Consider the following 21,273-nt stretch of genomic DNA (forward strand, 5'->3'; position numbering starts at 1 on the left):
TATTAGACACGGTCTCACAATGGACAAATAAAAAAGACGTAGCTGAAGCCGTTCTCCATTCGGATCAAGGCTATCAGTATACGTCTTATGCATACAACAAGCGATTAGAAGCATATGGCATAAAAGGCAGCCACTCTCGCAAAGGAAACTGCCTAGATAACGCCTGTGTAGAATCCTTCTTTTCGCACCTCAAGACAGAGAAGTTGTATCTATACCAGTGTAAATCGGAAAGTGAATTAAGACAAGCCGTTGAAGACTATATTTACTATTATAATTATCAACGATTTCAATCTAAACTCAATCAGCGTGCGCCGATTGAGTTTAGACACGCGCTAGCTGCATAGTTTTTTTATATTGTCTACTTGACAGGGATAAGACCATCTACAATAAATTGAGATATTAGGCTTTTTAATAAGAAAAATAGGATACATATTAACAGAATGCACTCATAAATGGAAATATGATATAAGACCATTAGGGTTTATCATATTTGGCGAGAAGACCCCCACCTCAAGCGCACATGAATTGCCCCCATAAAGTTAGACGGGTTTTAGGTGGGGGTAGTTCAATTGGAAGTGAATGTAATAGTATTGAGTTTTTTTATGTTAAAATAAGGAAGGGGGAGTGAAAAAAATGAAATTAGATATTGAAAGAGTTGTATTTATTGGTCGTACGTTTGAAGAATATTGTGATATGTTCCAATTATGTGATGAGGACATACAAAATAAGAAAATACTAGATTGCCCAGCTGGTGCTTGTTCATTTACTGCAGTCGCAAATGCAAGGGGCGGAGATGTAACAGCTTGTGATGTTGTCTATCAATTTGATGGAGAAGCATTATATGAAAAAGGATTACAAGATGTAATACATACGATGGAACATATGGAAAAAGCAAAAGATAATTACATATGGAATTATTTTTCTAGTGTAGAAGATTTACAGAAGCACCGTTTAGAAGCACTTCAAGTTTGCGGAGCGGACATAAAATATAATCCAGAGAAGTATGTGTATGCTACGTTACCAAAGCTGCCTTTTCAAGATGAAGAATTTGATATGGTTTTATCAGCACACTTTTTATTCATGTATGGCGATCGCTTCGATTATGACTTTCATGTTAATACGATTACAGAATTGCTCCGCGTTGCGAAAGAAGAAATTAGAATTTTCCCGTGTATTGACTTAAAGGGTGAACGATATGAATTTTTAGACGAACTCATAAAAAATTTACGAAACAGAGGATGCGAAGTAGCAGAGGTTCAGGTCCCATATGAGTTTCAAAAGAATGGGAATACGATGCTGCAAATTAAGAAGGGCTATTAGTGTATGAAAATGGGACAATCTTTATATATAAGCTAAAAACCTCTTTCTTTTTAGCAGGGACGAGAGCATCTGGTCGCGCATAGAAACGGTAAGTGCTTTTTCCTACCACATGCAAGGTTTAAAACAAAAGGAGAAAGCAAGTGCGAATTACATGGTGTATTCTGCATAGCAGCGACCTATATATTGAATGATTAAAATGGATTAAGACAATTATAAAAGTCGTCTATTTATTTAATATTCAGAATGTTCTTGACTATGTTAGATTCTTTTTTTATATTAGTAGGTATAATTATAACGACTAAAGTCAGTGTTAAGGATTATTAAATCTAGATAGGTGCCGGGAAGTGGAATGATGAAAATTTGAAGGGGGAGTTGAAGTGGAGCGAGCAACAGTTTTGCAGGTGCAAGATGACACGTTTATACAAGGCGTGAAAGACTGTTTGCCGACAGTTCTTGGTTATTTAAGTATCGGGGTTGCATCAGGTGTTATTGAAAAAACAGCAGGATTTTCATTAACAGAAATTGCAATGATTTCTTTACTCATTTATGCAGGTTCGGCACAGTTTATTATGGCTGGAATGTTTGTAGCAGGTGCACCAGCTACTACTATTATTTTTACAGTTTTCTTCGTGAATTTAAGGCATTTTTTAATGAGTGCAGCATTAGCTCCCTATTTAAAAAAAGTATCAGTTTGGAAAAACATAGTGATTGGTTCGCAGCTTACTGATGAAACATTTGGTGTTGCAGCCCAGCATGTAACAGGAAAGCAATATATAAGTGAAAAATGGATGCTCGGTTTAAATTTGACAGGTTATCTGAATTGGGTAATTGCAAATGTCATTGGCGGTATTTTAGGAGACTGGATACCAGATCCGCACGCATACGGGATGGATTATGCGATTCCCGCAATGTTTATTGGCTTATTTGTTTTACAACTTGTAAGCAATCGACCGAAGATATTTGCCCATCTTTGCGTTGCCATTGCATCTATGATCATTGCATACGGTGCCCATTTCTTTGTATCAAATAGCGTAGCTGTTATTATTGCTACACTTGCAGCAGCGACAATTGGGGTGGTGATTGAAAAATGGAAGTAAGATGGGATTTGTTACTTGTTGTGCTCGGATGTGCAATTGTCACATTTCTTCCGAGAGTCGTACCACTGCTTGTGTTAAGTAAAGTAGAAATTCCAGAATGGGGATTGAAGTGGCTTAATCATATTCCAATTGCAATATTAGCAGCATTGTTAGCACAAACGTTATTTATGCATGACACGGTGAAAGTAGATTATTTAGTTGCAGCTATTCCGACGTTTCTTGTTGCGATTTTCACACGGAGTTTGCTTGGGGCTGTATTAACAGGAGTCATTGTGGTGTTTTTGTTACGTTTCTTTTTTTCGGTTTAATGTAGAAAATTCTCTTTGATAGAAGTTTCAGTTTTTAGAAAGAGGAGTATTTTATATTATATCGAACTTTGTAGTATAACGATTACTAGGGGAGGATGCCATGTTTATTTTAGCAAGCGGAGTTGTTATGTTTATGCTATTTCTCTGTTTTGTTATAGGATTGACCGTATATAAAATGCTTGTTCAAAAAGTGACACCTCAAATTTACTACACACCATTTGATTCCATTAGCGCACAATCACGTGTGGAATTTCATAAAGAGCAGGAAGATAGGGAAGAACGTAGGGATGAAGGGAAAGATAATGATAGATAAAAAATATTTTATGTTGAAAGGGCAAAAATGAAAAAGTTTAAAATAATTAGTATTACTAGTGTTGTAACAATTTTGATTCTGCTTGGAATCTCTATTTTTTCACCCTACAATGTTTTAAATCGTGTTCATGCAGAAGGGATTTTGCAAGAAAAAGAATTAAAAGATGAATTTGAAAGTAAAAACGTAAAGAACGTTATATATAAAGGTGATCATACTTATGTTGTTAAAACGGATACGAAGGAATATGTTGTAATCCAAGAATACTACACATTTATGAACTATAAATGGAAGGTATATGAACTTCAAAAAACGTGGGGTTAAAATAAACATAACAGAGGAGTAGGTCCTACATCTCTGTTATGTTTTTAAGAAACGAACGGATCATCTCATACCCTTGATTCGCAGCTTCTTCGTTGTAAGCTTTAGAAAATGGATCAAGAAATCCATGTTCTCCATTAAGTTGCTTTATATGGAGACGTGAATGCCCCTTACTTTGTAAACTTTCAATTAAAGTAGAAACTGAAAAACTAGTTTCGTTTGCTGGGAATAATAAAAGCGTCCGGCATTTCGGTACAATATTTGTGTAATCACGAATACGTGAACCATAACATCCAATAACAAAATCAATTCTAGAATCTTCGCTACATAACCAAGCTATTGTTGCGCCAACGCTAAATCCGAGAATTCCTACATACGTATAGTTATTTCGTAGTTCAGTGAGCATATCTTCAATTTGTTGTTTCCCCTGTTGAAATCCAACGTTTTTAATAAAATATAAATATGCTTCTGATTCCTCATCGTAATGAAAAGGAAGAGAGCGGTATAATAAATTTGGACAAATAACGTCAATAGTAGAAGAGGAAAATGTACGAATAACATGCTCCATATGTTGATTGACTCCGTATATTTCATGTAGAAGAAGAAGAGCAGTTTTCTGTTTCATAGATTAAAATTCTCCCTTTGTAATACGATATTCTCTTTCAACGAGACAAATTCTTGTATGAAATTGTTCATACCATTGTTCTCTACCTCTTTTTCTGGCAATGGTGTGGGCAGCGTGTTCTTTCCACTGTTTGATTGCTTCAAGCGATTCCCAGTATGAAATAGTAATACCAAATCCAGTTTCATTACGGACACTTTCAACATCGATAAATCCGGGTTGCTCAGCGGCTAGCTTTACCATTTCATCTGCGACGATTTCATAATCGTCAGTTTCAGATGATAGTTGCGAAGTGAAAATGACAGCATAGTATGGAGCTTTGTTCATTGTATTTCCCCTTTACTTTAAATTTTTGTAACTATTCAGTCGCTCTATGAAAAAAAGGAAGAAAAGCATTTTTTTAAATGGTCTGGGAGGGACTGGCGATGTATAGGAGCGATCAGGGCCTTTTTCTGTCACGCGCAATGTTTGAAAACAAAGAGATGCAGCAGGGAACATTGCCATTTGTATCTTCATAGCAGCAATTTACATGCTGAAAAATGAAAATAATATAGGTAAGTGTATTTTTTACTGGAATCATCCCCCTTACCAAACTTCTAAATGAAATGTATGGCTGAGTAGTTACAAATTTTTCTTTTTAGTTTATCACGAAAATCTGAATAGTTCGTTATTTTTATTTGAATTAAATATTAATTTCATTTACCGTAATGAATGTAAAATGAAGCAAGAGAGAAATATATATCCATTTTCCTTTCTTGACATATAAGTCGCTGCTATGCAGAACACAACATGAACGCTACTGTTTTTCTCTCTTTGTTTTAAACATCGCATGTGGCAGAAATAGACCCTGACCGCATCTAACACGGTCAGATGCTCTTGTCCCCCTTAAAAAGAGCGGTTTTTTTATAGTTACATCGGAAATAAGAAAGTTCCTTAATGGAATAATTACCTACAAGTGTTGAAAATAAAAAATCCCCCACTTCAAAATAAAATGAAGTGGGAGCTCTCATATTTCCTCTAAGCTGTTTATTGGAACAGTAAGTTCACGATTTGGATTCGTTGCTTCGTATACGCGTGCAGTTTCATTTGTTTCATCGACATGTTGAATCATAACAGACATTCCTTGAAATGTTACACTTGTTTGTTCCATTGACTCTGAAATTTCTTTTGCTCTTTGAGTGTTCATTGTCAAACTCCTCTCTGTATCCGATTGGTAAATCATCAAGATGGAAGTTTTCTTGTACTATTATTTTTTCTAAATACAAGGAATAATATACCAATTGGTAGAGAGTTTAAAGTTTTTGAATCATTTGTAATGTTTCTTCAGTGAAAGAATTGAACACCGGAGCATGGTAATCTTGCATAGCATTGTGTGCTTGTTTTGCTTCATACAGTGCTTGTTTTTTATTTTCTAGGTGCATATAGCATAGTGCACGAAATGAGCCTGCTGTAGTCAATAATGCTTGGTCTATTGGATGGTGCGTATAAGTAGGGATTGTCACTTGCTCTAACTCATGTAATGCTTCATGATAACGCCCTAGACCATATAATGCTTTTCCTTTTTCCAGAAAATAAAAACCGTTTTTTTCGGGTTCTAATTTTGTGATAAGCTCTTTTCCATATGTTTCAATATGAGAAAGCGCGGCTTCATATTGTTTCGTGATCGTATTATGAAAATAAGCTTCCAAGAGATGAAGGGTGGTTAATGACACCGTATTTTCTGTAAAGATGGCAAATTGCTTTGATTTCTCTAAATTGTGTAAATATCCTTCTGTATCTTTAACTAATATAGCTTGAAAAGATAAAATACGATAAAAATCATCCATTTTATAGTACACTTGATTTTTTTTAGAAAAATCAAGTGTTTGTAAAAGGATATCTTTACATTCCTCATAATTTCCAAGTGCTAATAATATAAAAGCTTCATACAAAAAAAGGTTAATTTGCATGATTAAGTCCATCTCTAAAAGTTTTTCTTTATATTCATCACGCAAAGAATGAATTAATTGAAAGCATTCATTAAATTTTTTGTGCCGAAACAATGAATGGTAGGCGATAAGCTTTGTTTCTGTACTTTCTCGATATAAAGCATATTTTTCAAAAATGATGATTGCTTTTTCGATATATGTATGTACATCGTAGTTTCCTGTATAAGTTACTACTCGTGCATATTGTTTATACAAACGTGCAGCATTTAATGTAGACGGCAATTCATCATGCACAATAGGATGAAGGATTTCGTATACCTCTTTGAAACGCATATCTTGTATATATTGTTCCATCTTTTGTACAAGAGCAGCAAGTTCACTAGCTTCTTCTTCTAATAAAAAGCTTGCATCGCAGCCGAGTTTGTCAGCGAGATAATGAAGAGTCTTCATAGAAGGAGTCGCTTTCCCATTTTCAATTTGACTGAGCATACTTTTTGTTAGTTCTGTCCCAGCAAGTTCAGATTGGGTAAGTTTCTTTTCTTTTCGTAATGTCCGTATTTTTTCTCCGAGAGTAGCCATGGAACTTCTCCTTTTTATAAAAAAGTTAAATATAATTAAACTTTTGTTGTCAAATTCTGAGAATTGATTATATAATAAGTTTAACATAATTTAACTTTTGAGGGGAGAGTGATTGTATGGAAGGTGTATTAGAAAATCAAGATAATACACGATTGAAAATGGCGACGCGAAATATTGTATTGATGATGATCGGAAAATTATCATCAATACTTGGGGCAAATATTTATACGTTTGCAATGGGACTGTACGTTTTAAAAACGACAGGATCTGGCATGGGATTCGCAATTACACTTGTTTGTGGTTCCGTTCCGCGTTTGATTAGCGGACCAATTGCCGGAGCAGCAGCAGACCGAATTAACCGGAAGAAGCTCGCTGTTGGAGCAGATTTATTAAGCGCTCTTATTATGTTCACCATGTTTTTGCTTTCCACTTCATTTGGACTTTCATTAATCTTCATCTATGTATCCGCAGCACTGTTATCAATATGCGCAAGCTTTTTCTCTATTGCTTTAACATCTTCAATTCCATCTCTAGTTGATACAACACGTATTCAAAAAGCAAATTCATTAAACCAAACAGCTACATCGCTTGCAACGATTTTAGGACCGGTTATTGGTGGTCTAGTATACGGCTTATTTTCTATAAAATTCTTTTTCTTACTAAATGGTATTACATTTGCTTTGGCGGCGATGGTAGAAGTATTTATGGTCTTTGATTTGTATAAAGCAAACAAAAAAGAAGATAAGGATCATTTTTTAACGAGCATAAAAGAAGGTTTTATATATGTGAAAAAGCAAAGTGATCTTTTTTCGATGCTGAAACTGTTACTTTGGATCAATTTCTTTTTTTGTGCAATTACGGTCTCACTTCCGTATATTATTGTTCAAAAATTATCACTTTCTTCTCAGCAATTTGGCATAATTGAAGGAATGTTTGCGGTTGGGATGTTAATGGCCTCTATTATTTTATCCGTTCGAGCGGAGGCAACAAATAAGTTTCAGACGATTCGCAGGAACCTTTTCATACTAACAGCTTTATTGTTTTGTATTGCATTACCAATGTTTCTTTCATTATCTAAAACAATGATTTTCATATATTATATTACCCTTATGATTCTATTTGGGGTGAATCTCATCACAATTAATGTTCCAATGCAAGTGTACGTTCAAAAAACGACGGTACCTGAATATTTAGGACGTGTATCCGGATTAATTGAAACGATTGCAACCGCAATTATGCCTCTTGGAACAATTTTGTATGGTGTACTTTTAGACTATATACCAGCATCCACTGTTATTTTCATATCTGCGTTTGGACTGTTTGTTGTTGTTTTCTTTGGAACGAAGCAATGGAAGGATATTGGGCATCAAGAGGGAGTATCTATGTCATAAAAATGAACAGTCATTGTTACAAAAATATGAACTTCCTACATTTGGAGAAAAAAAGGAGTATACTAGTATCATAATCCAATTACAAGGAAGTGTCGTAATGAGTACGGTTAGTGCTGTATATGGAGTTATTCTTTCTTCTCTTTTTGTTTCTTTCATTATAGGCGTAACACGCTATATTCATAAGTGGAAAGAAGGAATTGCCAAGTTAGACCATATTGAAGAAGAAGTAAGTGATTTCATGTTACACCACGGGAAGTAAAATTTACAAAATCTATTATTCGTAAAGTTTTTAATCTTATAATTTTATTATGTAAACAGAAAAAGCATGGTGTTCGAATAAAACATCATGCTTTTTTTCTAAGTAAAGTATGATATCACATTATTATTAAACTTGGATAAATACAGATAAAAAGTGATAAATAAAGTAAAAGGGGACAAGGGAATGACTACTATTTATTTTGTACGGCATGCGCATTCTACATATACACCAGATGAGAGGGAAAGACCATTATCTGAGAAAGGTTGGCAAGCTGCAGAGAGAGTAACAGAAGTATTGAAAGATGAGTCTATAGATGTTGTAATTGCTAGTCCATATAAAAGGGCTATTCAGACGGTAGAAGGGGTTGCCGAGCATTTTCAATTATCAATGGAATTAGAGGAAGATGTAAGAGAGCGTTTATTAAGTTTGCAGCCTGTTCAAGATTTTGAACAAGCTATTACAAAAGTATGGGAAGACCCTACGTTTCATTTAGAAGGTGGGGAGTCGAATGTTATCGCTCAGGAGCGCGGAGTTTCTTGTATAATGAAAATTCTAGAGAAACATAAAGGGAAAAATATTGTAATAGGAACACATGGAAATATTATGGTCCTTATCATGAATTATTTCGATTCCAAATACGATTTTTCATTTTGGAAGGAACTACAGATGCCTGATATATATAAACTGACATTTACAGAAAATCAACTTGTTCAAGTAGAACAAATTTGGAAAGAAGGCTTTGTAAAGAATGTATGAAGATTGACGAAAAAAGCAGGAGATGATAGAGCAGTTATAGAAATAAATGGCTGGAATACAAAAGTTTTTTTAAAAAAGGAGGCTGTTCATATGTTCGAGAAAAACAATCGATTTTCATCCATGCCAGGAGAAACTGTAGAAGTTTACAACGTGTATGAGATTTTACCACCTGACGGAACGATTATTGGTATGGCAACACCTGAAGAAATGGAAGTTGCTGCAGAACTGGAACTAAAGCATTATGCCTTTTCACGTTTAATGGAAGCGAATATTCAATTAGACGGTGCCTCCTACAAAGAAATGCTTGAAGAATTCGAAGACTATGAAAGAAAGTCAATGGCTTTCTGGCGGGCATTGCATGGAAGATTATCTGTGCCATGGGCATGGGTATTACGTGTTGATGTCGCAAACGGTCCTATTCATGTAAGTACTGGGAACTTGTTTTATGATGTTGAAGAGCTAGAAGAAGACTTTGAATAATAGGAAGAGGAAAGTAGGAAGGATACTGCTTTCCTCTTCTTTTTTACAATTTATGTAAATTTTTTATTTCTTCAATTATAATATCAGGTCGATCTACCTCAATAGAGTGTCCCGATTTAGCAGCAACAAAAAGGTGGCTTTGTTTTGAAAGTGTAGTTTGTTCATGAATCAGTTCTTGCCATACAGTTTCTAAGGATACGGCTTCTTCATAAGGAATACCATCTTGTACTGCTAGTTGGATAGAATGATGGGCATCTCTTCCAATAATTATTAATGGTATGTTAGGGAATAGTTGCATACTCTTCATCTTTTGAGCACAATCTTTCCAATGTATGATTTCTGAGGAAACGGCTTTATAAAGGGCTGAAGAGATTGAAAAAGATAGCAATAGTTTTTGGATTTCAACAGGTAATGTCGTTTGTGCAGTTGTTAGTTTTGGGAATACTTCTTGTTGTAATTGGGCGGTATTTAAATCGGCATAGTATAAGCATTTTTCAATCCATTTTTCATCTGAATCTGTCTCATCTAATGTAGGTAAGTCGAGTTCATCTAAGCGGTGCAGATTCATAGATGTTGAATCTACGAGAACAAGCGTAGTAACTAGTTTAGGATAAAGCATCGTAAAATGTTGTGCACATAAACCGCCATAAGAATGCCCAACTAAAATAATCGGTTCTTGGATGTGTAAAACATGTAACAATTCTCGTAATTCATCCGCGTTTTGCCCAGTTGTCCGCTCTTTCCCATTTAATTCGCTAGTCCCGTAGCCAGGTCGATGAAACAAAACAACTTTGTAGTATGGGGAAAGTTCATTTGCAATTTTTATCCAATTATAAAAGGAGCAAAACATCCCGGTTTGAATCAAAACAGTTTGTTTACCTTGTCCTGTTATCAGCACTTCAACTTTTTTTTCGAAAACATCTACATGCGTAATCAAAAAAACGCCTCCTTAAGTTTGAAAATATCTCTGACACGCTAATAATATTCCCCATACTCCTATACCGAATAAAATAGAAGTGCTAAGTGAAAATGAGTTGCGAAACCCTAAATAAACAATGAATAAAAGTAAGGCTGATGCAGGGAATCCATATAACACGCCAAGTGCAAAATCACTTAATTTTTCTCGTGAACCACCTTCAACAGAAATCCAAAATAAACTGAGCAAACTAATTAACGGAAGTGCGGCAATGAAGCCGCCAAGTGTACTATAATGTTTGGCAACTTCCGTAACGCCCCCAATAATAAGTGCAGAGACGATCACTTTAATGATAAAAGACATCGTAAGCCTCCTTTGCTAATAATTCGAATGCAGATTGAATCAGTTCTTTTTCTTCTTCAGATAATTTCTTTTCTATTTGTTTTAGTTTTGCCTCATCGAGCAATGTGTGTGTAGCTAATGCTTGTTGTCCTTTTTCTGTTAGCTTTACAATTACAACTCGTTCATCCTGTTGACTACGCTCCTTTATGACAAACTCTTTTTGAATTAATCGTTTAATATGTTCAGAAGCAGTGTTATGTGAGAGTTGCAGTTTTGCTGCGATTGCACTAATGGTTTGGGCTTCTTGGCGAGAAATCATTTGTAAAATACGAATGGCTTGGTGAGTTAAATTTTCTTCATACTCATGACGGAGATAAAAATAAATTGTTTCCCAATGTTTATTTATTTGCATAATTCCAACTCCTTTTTTATATCGTATTATACGATATAATTGTTTGTAAAGATATATATGGTTTTATTTGCAAAATTTTTCATTGAAAAAGTATCTTTTTTTTAGTAGATAATATAAGCTTATCTTAAAATCACAATGAAACGAGGGATGGGGATGAAGGCTGCACATACCTTTAAATGGCTTGGTGATGAAAAAGCGTATTTAAATGAAATTCATATTGAAAAGTTAGGTCCTCTTTCTATCGGATTATATGACGGGAATACAAATGAAGATGCTGTGCTTGCTTGGTATGATCCACATGGTTCATGGGAATTTGTGATGATTTTTGATGCCGAGCATACTATTGAAAGGGCAAAGTTTATTATAGATATAATTTGTGAAAGAAAAGAGAAATTACTACAACTGTTTTCATATCCAAATCATTTAGTTTTTCATCATACACACATGTATTTATTATCGTTATTTACAGATGAAACATTTATTAAAAAAAGTGAGAAGATGCCAGAACAAACAGATTGTCTCATTTGTTTTCGAAAAGACCAGTTTGTGTATTGGTTGTCAGTAGGAGAGTGCTTCATTTATTTATTTCAACAAGAGTCACAACAATGCAAACAGGGCCGTTTAAATGAACAACAGTTTTATGAGCGAATTGGTAGACCAAACATTTTTGCAGCAGCAACGCCTTGTTTTACATCTGGAGTTCGTGAATTACAGAGAGGAACAAATCATATTGTGATAGCAACAGATAAAATCGTTGAATGTAGAGAACAGATATTTGAAGACGACCGTTTATTTTATCAATCGCTTTATGCGGAAGGCACTCTTAATATTAAACGTGTGCTGGAAGAGGTAGATTCTTGGAAAGAAGCAGGAAGTGCCACAATTATAAGTTGGTCTGTTGATATAGAGAATTTAGATTGTACTTGTGAGGGTGATGAACGCAGAGATAAGTAATATGTAAAAGGGAGCTTTCGTGGTGGCTGCCTTTTATCCTGCTACTTGTGGGCAGTAACCCCCATCGCAAGATTTAGAGGGAAACGAGGAAGGTAGCTGGAATAATTGCTGACATATGTCCGATTGGGTGGGCTTTCCATCAGCGGGGGATGAAAAAAACCTACTGATGGAAGTTCCGCTTTAGTTTGCTTCTTTTTTGGGACTCCATTCTTTGTCCATTTTCTTACCAAAAGTACGATCTAATCCCCATTGTGCTTCTCTTGTGTTAGAGTAAATCTCATTATTAAAATCTACTGTATTCCATAATACATCAATATAAACCATGAACAGCATATTTAGAATTTCATCTGTGTCATCATCAAACTTTCCTTTGTATGTGTGTGCTTCCCACTCTGTATAGGAGCTTTTATGTACTGAGCCAACTTGTTCATCATTCTTGAAGATAGAGTAATAATTTCCTTCAAATCCATGTGTATGTTGGTAGATTTTATAGTACTCTTGGTGCACAATTGCTTCCCAAGAATCCTGTACGATATCAAATTTATCAATAAGCTGACCGACATTCGCATTACAAAGTTGTATCCTAAATTTGGAAGGGATAAAACTCTTAATAAATGGAACAAATTTCAATAATACATATATGAAGTTGGTTTCTATTCCGCTTGCAACGATCTCTTTTTCTCTGTAGAGAGTAATTTTTCTTCTTACAGGAAGAATAACGCGATTTGCTTTTGCAGTGTATGTATTCTTCATATACGGAAAGTTGTAGGTTAAATCCCATTTTAATGGTTTTTGAATCATTGTAATTTCCATCGGTTTCATCCCTTCTGTAGTTACATCCCCGTTTAAAGTAAACTAATTCTTTTTCCAACAAATACAATCTCTTGTAAATATTATATCTTATTAGATTTCTAAGGTGCTATCTAAAGTAAGGAGAAGAAGAAAAATTATTTGCTTCTCCATATTGTTTATATCAAACTATATAGGAATGTGGTAGAGACGACTGCGAAATTTGGTCGGGTCATTAAGATTAGATCTACACCCTCATTTTCTGTTACATAAATATATAAATACAACTTGAAAAACCAACATAAAAACCACTTTTTTTAGATGGGCGAAAGCGTCTGGCCGTGCTTGGAGCGGTCAAGGCCCTTTTCTGCCACAGGCAATGTGAAAACAAAGGGAGCAAACAAGTAGCGTATCACTTTTTGTTTTACATAACGGCAACTTAGATGTTAAAAAATCAAAGTGGATATATATAAATTAAGTCAAAATTGTAATGATCATGGTTATAAAAATATAGTTGCAGAGCTCTATTAAGAAGGAAACTTTCTAGCAAATGATTTGGTTAATGAAGTGATTAGACAATAGTCTAAACATAAGAAGTAGGACGCTCAAAAAAATCTTAAAAATTGTCATGAGATCTTTTTTTGGGGCATATATATGTATAATGTGGCCACAAAACGTTCATGTAGTAAATCATTTAGGTGATAATTACACTTCCTAAAAACCTATTTTATAACTGATAAAGGTTATGATTGGTGAATGGTCGAAAGGAGTTTGGAAAAAGAATGAATTATGGGCTTCGTTATGCAGTAGAGAAACGGAAGAAACAATTGATTGAGAAGTTGCTTGATGTAGGTGTATACAAAGTACTAAATAAACAGTTGTATGAATTAACATTAGATGAATTGGAAAAAGAATATCAGGATATTTTAAAATATGAAGGAGTGCAAGCTTAGTGTACTCCGTATTCTCCTTTAAAGAAGAATTCAAGATGATAGATACGATTGGCTATTGGTAAGAGATAAAGAAAGCTTTATTTATGAGCTCCCCTTTCTCAGCGTCATGAGGAGAAAGGGGAGTTTTTTTATAAGCAGTCGTAAATGGAGGGATAGGGTCATGGAATATATCCCAGTTTTCATACATTTCTTGTTATATCGTAAATGATACAAAAAAGAATTTTGACAGTAAATCGAAATTATCACGATTTGCAAATGAGATGTAATGAATATGATACGAAGGGGATGAATTGTGGAAAGAGTTTACAGGATATTTCTGGAATGATAAACTTAAGCCACCCGTAATAATGGATTGCAAAGTGTGATGCTTCCTTTATTTTGGATTACATATAATGGGGGTAGCTGCCAATAACATATACCTATTTTAAAATTTGTTTTTGCCTATTTAAAATGGCGTACAAATTAGGATAGGAGTGTAAAAATGATTGAATTAAACACTGAAAGATTAAGACTAATTCCTTTGAGTGCAGAAAATTTGAAATTACTTATTGATAATCCAAAGAAAATGGAACTAAGGTTATCTTTAAGTGAATCAAATAGATTTCTTAGCCTAGAACTTAAACAAGCTATGGAAACAAGGCTTTCAAAGCTGTTAATCGATAAGGAGAATTATATATGGTATACCAATTGGTTAATTGTGTCGAAAGATAAAAACTGTAATGTTGGAGGAATCATGTTAAAAGGTCTTCCAAATGAAAATGGTGAAGTAGTAATTGGTTATTATACTCTTCCTGAATATCAAGGAAATGGCTATATGACGGAAACCGTTAATAATATGAAAAACTGGTTGTTAAATCAGACGGGTGTTATGTACGTTATTGCTGATACTGATAAAGATAACATTCCATCGCACAAGGTATTAGAAAAATTAGGAGCGGAAATGTATAAAGAAACAGATGAATTATACTTTTGGAGATTTGGCCGAAATCCGTTCACTGAAAAAAATAACGAAGAGTCATCATTTTATAGTAATGGTTCTTCGTTAAGGCATCAGTACAATGTTGATTAATAGAATGACAAAATCTTGTTCAATTAACGAGTGTTTCAGTTGAACAAAAAAATGAATGTTTTTATAAAAGAGTAATGTATTAGAATATGTTAAGAGCGTGTTTTGATTAATTTTTTTCAAAACACGCTCTTTCTTTTTGTTCGTTTATACAGAAGTCAAAAGAATTTGTTTCTATTTCAATCACTTAATGGGTTTTTAACTTTTACATAATAATAAGCATGAGCTTCTCCCATCATCCGCATAAGAGTTAAAGCTTTATAATCTACTTGATTTGCAAAAAAGATAGCATAGTCAGATATTGCACACTCTTTGTAGTTAGGATCTTCTTGTAAATCTACAAAAATATTGTGTAAAATTCGTTTTACTATATTCCATAGCAGTTGTTCATCAAATTCATAGAACTGACTGATATGCAAAAATAATTCCCCAAAGTGATTTTGCATGACAGAGTAGAACACTTTATTCCGCATACTTTTCTCATCATCTACTAAAATTCTTGATTTATGATGAAACATGTTCAAATCAAATCCTGCATTTTGTAAACGGTTGCGATGAACCCGAATACCTTCCCAGTCACGTACGAGTAGTCGATCCGGTGTCCCATCTTTTTTAAAGACAGGAACTGTGTTTTGCAGGTGACCCTCTAAACCGATTCCGTATTTTACCATTAGTGGGATAAAACCGGTAAGGGCATTTGTTACATATTTCTCTATGAATTGAACAACCGCATCTTGTAATGATAGGTCATAGTTCTCTTTATATAATTCAATTAGTTCTATTATGACTGGTTTATTTGTACCGTGCACAGAAGCGACAAGAGCAGATCCGACGATAGCCCATTCATCTTGATTCACATAAGCATGAATATTATCACGAATGACGCAAGCGAGGTTTTCACTCCGTAATGTTTGATATTCTTCGTCTACGTCATTTGGATGAAGAAAATGAGCGCCAGCTCGCTCCATAATGGGAACAAAACGATTTCCATCAATCATTTTATCTTGCGTAACAATTTGTTTTAAAATGGTGCTCATAATTGGTCCGTTATGAATTGTTTGTTCTGATAATGTTCGTACTTCCCCGGTTAAATGAATATTTGTTGTTAGTTTATAATGGGGTCTAATCGTATCATACTTTGCAGGAAAGATTGTCCGAAATGACATCCCCGCCAAATATTTTGCTTTATAATCCAATAAAATAATCATTTGTTTTTCAAGTTCAGTGCTATAAATTTCACGTAACGTATGAGTAGCTTGCCAAGGGTGAATTGGTAATAGGATATAGTCTTCTAGTTTATCACCAAGCTTCAGTTCGGCTTCTACTTGAAGTGCAGGTTCAAAAGAGAATAATACTGCATTCCAATTTTGTTCTTCCATAAAAGCTGAGCTTATGTAATTTTGGTGTACAGCGACAAAGCAGAGTGGAATGGCATTTTTAAACTCCGCTGAATAAGCTAATGTTTCTTCTGGGCTTAAGCCCTTCCTCATTTTGGCACCAGGGTGACAAGGGTGTCCTTCTATAACGAGCTGTTCGAAAAAGGCATAGGAATCTCGTGCCTGAGTAGCAGCTTGTAGCGTTGAAGTATTTTCAATTTGTTCATGAAATGTATAAGCAAGTGCTAAATTAGCAGCGCTATTTGTAACATCGTCTTCAAACATATGAAAATAAGTAGGAGATCCTTGCCAATCTTCTTGCATGAGCAAAGTCAATACTTCATTCGGATGCGTAATTTCTTTTTCATTTGATGGTGATACGAGAATATATGGTCCACTGATAACTGGTCGTTCAAAAGCATATATGTGTTGAATCGGTATAAGCAGGTATGCGTTTTGCTTCTTGAAATATAGCCCTTGTATCATTGAAAACTCGTCAAATTGATGAGTGTGAGTATTTATATAATCTAGTAAATAATCTGGGCAACGCTGTTCTGAAAATGAAGCAAACATTCCTTTATGTTTGCGAAGTAAAATCCCAGTCTCTGTCATATTACATATATTTTCACGTATGAAGGATGAGAGTAATCGTTCCAGTATACCAGCCCGTCCTTTTTGAATCATTTGTTGATAGGTTTCATGTAGTGGTGCGTGATGTTGTTGTAAAAAAGAAAGCAAGTTTTGTTCCTCTAATTCTAATGTTTGAATTGTATTGAGTTGCATAGAAACCACCTTTCTCAAGTTTTTCTATCTTTACAGATAAAAAAGAATATTTTATAGTATTTTACATGGATAATGATAATCAATATCAATTATAAAGAGTGCATGTGAAAATGCAACAAAAAATTTCGGGGTGGTTTTTATTCGTAAACTATTTTTTAGTAGTTCATTTTTCTTATTTATGGGGAATTGGCTTGGAATGACTGCGATCAATTGGTACGTCTATGACCTGTATCAGAGTGCTACATATTTAGGGTGGATTAACTTTGTAAGGCTGATTCCTATTGCATTGTTTAGTGTATATGCAGGGAAGCTTTGTGATCTGTATCCACGTATAAAGTTAATGAAGTCTTATTCATTCTGGGGGCTAGTGGTTACAACTCTACTTGCTATTTATGTTGTGCTTATTACTCCTTCTTTTTTTATTTTTCTTCTTTTTTCATTTGTGAGAGGAGTAATAAGTGCATTAGAAACACCAAATCGGAATACACTACTTTCGGACATTGATACGAACAATCAAATTAGTAAATTAATATCTATGAATTCATTTGTAATGAATGTTTGCCGTTCAACAGGGCCTGCTGTAGCTGGATTTTTAATTGCAGGAGGACATATTGAGCTGACATTTGTGATGCAGGCAATTTGTTCACTTATTGCTTTCATTCTCGTATTACCAATGAAAGATCGGACGATGAAAAAACGAAAAGAAAAGAAAAAAGCAAGCTGGGAACAAATTGTTCAATATTTTTCTCATGATCATATGGGGAAAAATATTTTTATTACATCAATGATTACAATGGCTTTTGGCTTTTCGTATACGACTGTATTGCCTGTCCTTGTTTCTCATCAATTTACTGGAAAAGCGGAAGTGTTTGGCATTGCGATGTCTGCGGCAGCAATTGGTGCGATTATAGCAACGATTATTCTTCCGAGAATATTAGAGTATATTTCAGAAGTTAAGATTTATTACATGAGTTTACTTTTGTTTTCTATTAGTATAGCGCTTCTTATTATTAGTAATATATTTATGTTTTTTATACTACTATTCTCTATCGGTCTTCTTGGACAGTTGTTACGTTCTAGTAATCGTGTCTATTTTCAAAACAATGTTCGTGAAGAAGAACGAGGTCTCATGCTTAGTGTTGTATTAATGGACCGAGGAATGATTCCGCTCGGTTCAATCGTAGTAAGTTATGCAATTGAATATGTAGGTATTTCTGAAACATTTGTAATGATGGGGATTTTATGTATGATTCCATATGCATTTCAATATATAAAAGTGAAAAAACAAAACAGGAAGGTGAAGAATGTTGTCCATTCAAAGTAAACAATTAAATCAAGTACAAGCAGAATATCGTATTTTAAATCGTTTTTGTAATGCGTTAATTCGTGAGAAAAATGTATTAGAAGGTTGTGCTGTGCTAAAGCATGAGCATGGTATTGAAATTATAGATTGTATGAATGAGGCAGAATTATTACTAGAAGTGCAACAAGAAGGGGCGTTTGAACGATACGAATTTGCTTTCCCAATTCGCTTTAAAGTAAGAGGGCATGTGAGATGGATTGATTCATTACAAGCATTTTTTGAGGAGGTAGCACCATTCTTTCAGCTTCATGTTTCAGATGCTCTGCAGAAAGAATTATTGAATAGCGTTGAGAACTTAGCACTAGCATATGAGGCATGGGAACAAAAACAAGAATGGGTAAACCAACAACTCGAAACAAACATGATGTTTTTTGCGAAATACAAACCGAATAATTTATACCAGTTCTTTGAAGAATTAAAAAAATGTACGTCATTTGATGAATTATCATATACAGAGTCATTAGTGATTGAAGGACATCCACTGCACCCTTCAACAAAGACGAAACTAGGTTTATCGAAAGAAGAAGTAAAGCGCTTTGCGCCTGAATTTGAACAAATTGTTCCATTACATGTATTACTTGTTCATAAGGATGTAGCAGCAGTTACAGGAGATCGTTTTGAAAAAGCATTATTATATGAAGTTATGCCAGACTTATATGAAACAGCATATGAAACACTAGTAAATCAAAGAAAACAAATGGAGGATTATTATCCATTTCTTGTTCATCCGTGGCAATATGAACATGTGTTAACAAAGGAGTATGAGACTGATTTAGAGGAAGGGCGTATCATTCCGATTCCATATCAACTTTCGTCCCGGGCGACGCTTTCATTTCGAACGATGAATCTACTAGAATTGCCGTACCATGTAAAGCTTCCAGTACGCGCACAAGCTACGAGTGCAGTTAGAACGGTGTCACCAGAAATAACGGTAAACGGACCGATTCTTTCTTCACTGTTTGATACGATTTACGCAAATGAGAAAGAGTTATCACAATCAGTAGTAGTTGTTCGTGAACGAGTTGGAGCCACTTTTACGAAAAATAATGATGTTCATCTAGGAAGGAATCTCGCATTTGTTTTACGAGAAAGTCCACATGTATATAAGCAAGAAGGAGAATTACTATGGGTTGGAGCTAGTTTAACCGCAAGTAATCCGTTAAAAGAAGATGAACCAGTGATTGTAGATATTATGCGCACATATTTTGGAACAGAAACGATTAGCAAAAAAGAGGTATTTCATTACGTTGCTCATTATACAGAGAAAGTTATGATTCCTTTACTACAGCTTGTTTTACAATATGGAATTGCATTAGAAGGGCATATGCAGAACTCTATTATTGTTACAAAGAAAGGAGAAATTCAGCGTATTTTTGTACGTGATTTAGGAGGCGTGCGAATTCATAAGAAGACATTGGTGAGAGTAGTAGATATTACGAATTTGAAAGAAGCAGTTGTATTTACGGATGATAGAAATGAAGTTTATAACAAGTTTATTCATTCCGTATTACAAAACCACTTTGGAGATGTGTTATTTACGTTAGCTCGTGCGATAGACGACATACAGGAAAAAGAATTATGGAGAATTATTGCTGCGATTGTAAAGGAGTATATGGAAGATGCAACAGAAGAGCAAAAAGCAGCTATCTTCGCAGCGCAAATTGAAACAAAAGCATTGTTTTCAATGCGAATACAAGATCAAGCGAAATCTTATTTGTATACAAAGTTTCATAATCCACTTTGTATGTAGTAGGAGGAAGAAACATGATGCCTATTATGAAAGTAAACCTTTCCAAATTAAAGCATAATGCGATGATGATGAAGCAATTATGTGAGCGCTCAAATTTAATGTGTTTTCCAGTGACAAAAGGGATCGGCGCTGCGAAAGAGGTAATTGAAACGCTTCAAGAGGCAAAGTATATAAGATTTGCTGATTCTAGATTGCAGCATCTTCATCACATTCGTTCTATTGTCGGAAAAGAAGCGGAGCTCTTATTAATTCGTACGCCAGCTTTGTCAGAAGTAGAAGAAACGGTGCTTTGTGCGGATATTAGTTTGAATTCTGAACTAAGTATTATAGAAGCGTTAGGAAGAGCAGCGAGAACATATGGAAAAGTACATCGTGTCATTTTAATGGTTGATTTAGGTGATCTTCGCGAAGGAATGATGCCGCATCAAGTGATAGAAGCAGCGCAAAGAGTATCGAATATACCTGGAATTGCACTCGATGGTATTGGAGCAAACTTTACTTGCTTTAGTGGTGTGATTCCAACTGAGAGTTCTTTGCAAGAACTAACGCAATTAACAAATTTAGTAGAAAAGAAAATAGGCGCACAACTTCGGTTTATCTCAGGAGGTAATTCAAGTTCGTTACCACTAATTATGCAAAAACGACATATTGGACGGGTGAATTCTCTACGGATTGGAGAAGCTATTTTTCTAGGAAAAGAAACAGCTTATGGAAAAAATATTCCCTTTATGTATCAAGATGTATTTTCAATTGAAGCAGAAATCATCGAAATAAAAAGGAAGCCATCGATGCCAAGGGGAGTCATTGGAAGAGATGCGTTTGGCCAAGTTCCGTGTTTTGAAGATAAAGGAGAGCGACTACGGGCAATTGTTGCGATAGGAAAACAGGATCTTGATATTAACGGTTTACGAGCTTTTGATAAGAATATCGAAATTCTTGGTGGAAGCAGTGATCATTTAATTGTTGATATAACGGATAGTACACCGCGCAGCATAGGGGACAAAATGACATTTGTTCCGGCGTATAGTGCATTGCAAAGCGGTATGGTTTCTTCACTTGTACGAAAACAATATGTGTATGATGAAGTGCTGCAAAAAGCGCTTGTTTTATAAAATAAAGATCACATCAGAGTATTATCTATAAATCATTTCAAAAAACATTTTTTTAGGAGAAAATGATAGACAATTTCTAAAATTAT

The 21,273-nt window shown here is 34.7% G+C and carries 25 protein-coding genes; 16 read left to right on the forward strand and 9 right to left on the reverse strand.

Going from position 1 to position 21,273, the window contains the following annotated elements; translation table 11 throughout:
* The 6 genes from BM211_RS14825 to BM211_RS14850 all read left to right on the forward strand — a co-directional run.
* A partial coding sequence (locus BM211_RS14825) for an IS3 family transposase (protein ID WP_141771649.1) occupies positions 1-344 on the forward strand: 344 nt, incomplete at its 5' end.
* A 289-nt stretch (positions 345-633) separates the two neighbouring features.
* The gene (locus BM211_RS14830) at positions 634-1,320 is read left to right on the forward strand and encodes a class I SAM-dependent methyltransferase (RefSeq protein ID WP_090998314.1); all 687 of its coding nucleotides are present in this window, start codon (positions 634-636) and stop codon (positions 1,318-1,320) included.
* Between the two features lie 377 nt (positions 1,321-1,697).
* Entirely contained in the window at positions 1,698-2,417 is a 720-nt protein-coding gene (locus BM211_RS14835; RefSeq protein WP_090998317.1) for an AzlC family ABC transporter permease, read from the forward strand.
* Positions 2,408-2,725, forward strand: coding sequence for an AzlD domain-containing protein (locus BM211_RS14840; protein WP_090998319.1), 318 nt, complete (start codon positions 2,408-2,410; stop codon positions 2,723-2,725). The genes BM211_RS14835 and BM211_RS14840 overlap by 10 nt, the downstream gene beginning before the upstream one ends.
* Positions 2,726-2,825: 100 nt before the next feature.
* The gene (locus BM211_RS14845; protein ID WP_090998322.1) at positions 2,826-3,038 is read left to right on the forward strand and encodes a DUF3951 domain-containing protein; all 213 of its coding nucleotides are present in this window, start codon (positions 2,826-2,828) and stop codon (positions 3,036-3,038) included.
* Positions 3,039-3,065: 27 nt separating this feature from the next.
* Entirely contained in the window at positions 3,066-3,359 is a 294-nt protein-coding gene (locus BM211_RS14850) for a hypothetical protein (protein WP_090998325.1), read from the forward strand.
* 25 nt (positions 3,360-3,384) lie between these two features.
* On the opposite strand, the gene BM211_RS14855 is transcribed toward BM211_RS14850, so the two are convergent.
* From BM211_RS14855 to BM211_RS14870, 4 genes are all read right to left on the reverse strand, one after another.
* Positions 3,385-3,981: a dienelactone hydrolase family protein gene (locus BM211_RS14855; RefSeq protein ID WP_090998328.1), complete on the reverse strand. Its 597-nt coding sequence runs from the start codon at positions 3,979-3,981 to the stop codon at positions 3,385-3,387.
* Positions 3,982-3,984: 3 nt separating this feature from the next.
* Positions 3,985-4,305 (reverse strand): antibiotic biosynthesis monooxygenase family protein, encoded by a 321-nt coding sequence (locus BM211_RS14860; RefSeq protein ID WP_090998330.1) that lies wholly within the window; start codon positions 4,303-4,305, stop codon positions 3,985-3,987.
* A 679-nt stretch (positions 4,306-4,984) separates the two neighbouring features.
* Positions 4,985-5,164, reverse strand: coding sequence for an H-type small acid-soluble spore protein (locus BM211_RS14865; protein WP_035432804.1), 180 nt, complete (start codon positions 5,162-5,164; stop codon positions 4,985-4,987).
* 106 nt (positions 5,165-5,270) lie between these two features.
* Complete coding sequence (locus tag BM211_RS14870) at positions 5,271-6,485, reverse strand: helix-turn-helix domain-containing protein (protein WP_035432801.1); 1,215 nt, start codon at positions 6,483-6,485, stop codon at positions 5,271-5,273.
* 116 nt (positions 6,486-6,601) lie between these two features.
* On the opposite strand from BM211_RS14870, the gene BM211_RS14875 reads away from it, so the two are divergent.
* The 4 genes from BM211_RS14875 (at position 6,602) to BM211_RS14890 (ending at position 9,371) form a co-directional block, all read left to right on the forward strand.
* The gene (locus tag BM211_RS14875) at positions 6,602-7,876 is read left to right on the forward strand and encodes an MFS transporter (protein ID WP_035432799.1); all 1,275 of its coding nucleotides are present in this window, start codon (positions 6,602-6,604) and stop codon (positions 7,874-7,876) included.
* Between the two features lie 97 nt (positions 7,877-7,973).
* Positions 7,974-8,135 (forward strand): hypothetical protein, encoded by a 162-nt coding sequence (locus BM211_RS14880; RefSeq protein WP_035432844.1) that lies wholly within the window; start codon positions 7,974-7,976, stop codon positions 8,133-8,135.
* Positions 8,136-8,318: 183 nt separating this feature from the next.
* The gene (locus tag BM211_RS14885) at positions 8,319-8,891 is read left to right on the forward strand and encodes a histidine phosphatase family protein (RefSeq protein WP_035432797.1); all 573 of its coding nucleotides are present in this window, start codon (positions 8,319-8,321) and stop codon (positions 8,889-8,891) included.
* A 90-nt stretch (positions 8,892-8,981) separates the two neighbouring features.
* On the forward strand, positions 8,982-9,371 hold the full coding sequence (locus tag BM211_RS14890) for a hypothetical protein (protein WP_035432842.1): 390 nt from the start codon (positions 8,982-8,984) through the stop codon (positions 9,369-9,371).
* A gap of 43 nt (positions 9,372-9,414) precedes the next feature.
* Here BM211_RS14890 and BM211_RS14895 read toward each other — a convergent pair whose 3' ends face one another.
* The 3 genes from BM211_RS14895 to BM211_RS14905 are packed head-to-tail and all read right to left on the reverse strand — an operon-like array spanning position 9,415 to position 11,044.
* Complete coding sequence (locus BM211_RS14895) at positions 9,415-10,308, reverse strand: alpha/beta fold hydrolase (protein WP_051957297.1); 894 nt, start codon at positions 10,306-10,308, stop codon at positions 9,415-9,417.
* Between the two features lie 12 nt (positions 10,309-10,320).
* Positions 10,321-10,650, reverse strand: a complete 330-nt coding sequence (locus tag BM211_RS14900) for a DUF3147 family protein (RefSeq protein ID WP_035432795.1) — start codon at positions 10,648-10,650, stop codon at positions 10,321-10,323.
* Positions 10,634-11,044 carry a MarR family winged helix-turn-helix transcriptional regulator gene (locus tag BM211_RS14905; protein ID WP_090998333.1) on the reverse strand — a complete coding sequence of 137 codons (411 nt, stop codon included), beginning with the start codon at positions 11,042-11,044 and terminating at the stop codon, positions 10,634-10,636. The genes BM211_RS14900 and BM211_RS14905 overlap by 17 nt, the downstream gene beginning before the upstream one ends.
* A gap of 150 nt (positions 11,045-11,194) precedes the next feature.
* Between BM211_RS14905 and BM211_RS14910 the strand changes: the two genes are divergently transcribed.
* Entirely contained in the window at positions 11,195-11,995 is an 801-nt protein-coding gene (locus tag BM211_RS14910; RefSeq protein ID WP_090998337.1) for a hypothetical protein, read from the forward strand.
* A gap of 180 nt (positions 11,996-12,175) precedes the next feature.
* Here the strand turns inward: BM211_RS14910 and BM211_RS14915 are convergent, their stop codons facing one another.
* A complete protein-coding gene (locus BM211_RS14915; RefSeq protein ID WP_090998340.1) occupies positions 12,176-12,808 on the reverse strand; it encodes a hypothetical protein in 633 nt (210 codons plus the stop codon).
* A 758-nt stretch (positions 12,809-13,566) separates the two neighbouring features.
* Between BM211_RS14915 and BM211_RS14920 the strand changes: the two genes are divergently transcribed.
* Together BM211_RS14920 and BM211_RS14925 are read left to right on the forward strand one after the other, a co-directional pair.
* A complete protein-coding gene (locus BM211_RS14920; protein WP_035432788.1) occupies positions 13,567-13,737 on the forward strand; it encodes a Fur-regulated basic protein FbpA in 171 nt (56 codons plus the stop codon).
* Positions 13,738-14,218: 481 nt separating this feature from the next.
* On the forward strand, positions 14,219-14,806 hold the full coding sequence (locus BM211_RS14925) for a GNAT family N-acetyltransferase (RefSeq protein WP_090998343.1): 588 nt from the start codon (positions 14,219-14,221) through the stop codon (positions 14,804-14,806).
* A 176-nt stretch (positions 14,807-14,982) separates the two neighbouring features.
* Here BM211_RS14925 and BM211_RS14930 read toward each other — a convergent pair whose 3' ends face one another.
* The gene (locus BM211_RS14930; protein WP_090998345.1) at positions 14,983-16,962 is read right to left on the reverse strand and encodes an IucA/IucC family protein; all 1,980 of its coding nucleotides are present in this window, start codon (positions 16,960-16,962) and stop codon (positions 14,983-14,985) included.
* 130 nt (positions 16,963-17,092) lie between these two features.
* Here BM211_RS14930 and BM211_RS14935 point away from each other — a divergent pair, with 130 nt between their 5' ends.
* From BM211_RS14935 to BM211_RS14945, 3 genes are read left to right on the forward strand one after another with little or no spacing between them, the layout of a single operon-like run.
* Positions 17,093-18,286, forward strand: a complete 1,194-nt coding sequence (locus BM211_RS14935; protein WP_256217118.1) for an MFS transporter — start codon at positions 17,093-17,095, stop codon at positions 18,284-18,286.
* Complete coding sequence (locus tag BM211_RS14940; RefSeq protein ID WP_256217119.1) at positions 18,267-20,075, forward strand: IucA/IucC family protein; 1,809 nt, start codon at positions 18,267-18,269, stop codon at positions 20,073-20,075. Before BM211_RS14935 ends, BM211_RS14940 begins: the two co-directional genes overlap by 20 nt.
* A gap of 14 nt (positions 20,076-20,089) precedes the next feature.
* On the forward strand, positions 20,090-21,187 hold the full coding sequence (locus BM211_RS14945; protein WP_035432786.1) for an alanine/ornithine racemase family PLP-dependent enzyme: 1,098 nt from the start codon (positions 20,090-20,092) through the stop codon (positions 21,185-21,187).
* Positions 21,188-21,273: the final 86 nt, after the last annotated feature.

The sequence above is a fragment of the Bacillus sp. 491mf genome, assembly GCF_900112415.1.
Taxonomy (GTDB): domain Bacteria; phylum Bacillota; class Bacilli; order Bacillales; family Bacillaceae_G; genus Bacillus_A.

Bases quoted from the DNA above. Each gene is read 5' to 3' on its own strand.
- BM211_RS14900 (WP_035432795.1), bottom strand. From the start codon at position 10,650: ATGTCTTTTATCATTAAAGTGATCGTCTCTGCACTTATTATTGGGGGC.
- BM211_RS14940 (WP_256217119.1), top strand. From the start codon at position 18,267: ATGTTGTCCATTCAAAGTAAACAATTAAATCAAGTACAAGCAGAATAT.
- BM211_RS14830 (WP_090998314.1), top strand. From the start codon at position 634: ATGAAATTAGATATTGAAAGAGTTGTATTTATTGGTCGTACGTTTGAA.
- BM211_RS14880 (WP_035432844.1), top strand. From the start codon at position 7,974: ATGAGTACGGTTAGTGCTGTATATGGAGTTATTCTTTCTTCTCTTTTT.
- BM211_RS14890 (WP_035432842.1), top strand. From the start codon at position 8,982: ATGTTCGAGAAAAACAATCGATTTTCATCCATGCCAGGAGAAACTGTA.
- BM211_RS14850 (WP_090998325.1), top strand. From the start codon at position 3,066: ATGAAAAAGTTTAAAATAATTAGTATTACTAGTGTTGTAACAATTTTG.
- BM211_RS14875 (WP_035432799.1), top strand. From the start codon at position 6,602: ATGGAAGGTGTATTAGAAAATCAAGATAATACACGATTGAAAATGGCG.
- BM211_RS14945 (WP_035432786.1), top strand. From the start codon at position 20,090: ATGATGCCTATTATGAAAGTAAACCTTTCCAAATTAAAGCATAATGCG.
- BM211_RS14860 (WP_090998330.1), bottom strand. From the start codon at position 4,305: ATGAACAAAGCTCCATACTATGCTGTCATTTTCACTTCGCAACTATCA.
- BM211_RS14840 (WP_090998319.1), top strand. From the start codon at position 2,408: ATGGAAGTAAGATGGGATTTGTTACTTGTTGTGCTCGGATGTGCAATT.
- BM211_RS14885 (WP_035432797.1), top strand. From the start codon at position 8,319: ATGACTACTATTTATTTTGTACGGCATGCGCATTCTACATATACACCA.
- BM211_RS14870 (WP_035432801.1), bottom strand. From the start codon at position 6,485: ATGGCTACTCTCGGAGAAAAAATACGGACATTACGAAAAGAAAAGAAA.
- BM211_RS14920 (WP_035432788.1), top strand. From the start codon at position 13,567: ATGAATTATGGGCTTCGTTATGCAGTAGAGAAACGGAAGAAACAATTG.
- BM211_RS14845 (WP_090998322.1), top strand. From the start codon at position 2,826: ATGTTTATTTTAGCAAGCGGAGTTGTTATGTTTATGCTATTTCTCTGT.
- BM211_RS14855 (WP_090998328.1), bottom strand. From the start codon at position 3,981: ATGAAACAGAAAACTGCTCTTCTTCTTCTACATGAAATATACGGAGTC.
- BM211_RS14910 (WP_090998337.1), top strand. From the start codon at position 11,195: ATGAAGGCTGCACATACCTTTAAATGGCTTGGTGATGAAAAAGCGTAT.
- BM211_RS14925 (WP_090998343.1), top strand. From the start codon at position 14,219: ATGATTGAATTAAACACTGAAAGATTAAGACTAATTCCTTTGAGTGCA.
- BM211_RS14865 (WP_035432804.1), bottom strand. From the start codon at position 5,164: ATGAACACTCAAAGAGCAAAAGAAATTTCAGAGTCAATGGAACAAACA.
- BM211_RS14915 (WP_090998340.1), bottom strand. From the start codon at position 12,808: ATGGAAATTACAATGATTCAAAAACCATTAAAATGGGATTTAACCTAC.
- BM211_RS14930 (WP_090998345.1), bottom strand. From the start codon at position 16,962: ATGCAACTCAATACAATTCAAACATTAGAATTAGAGGAACAAAACTTG.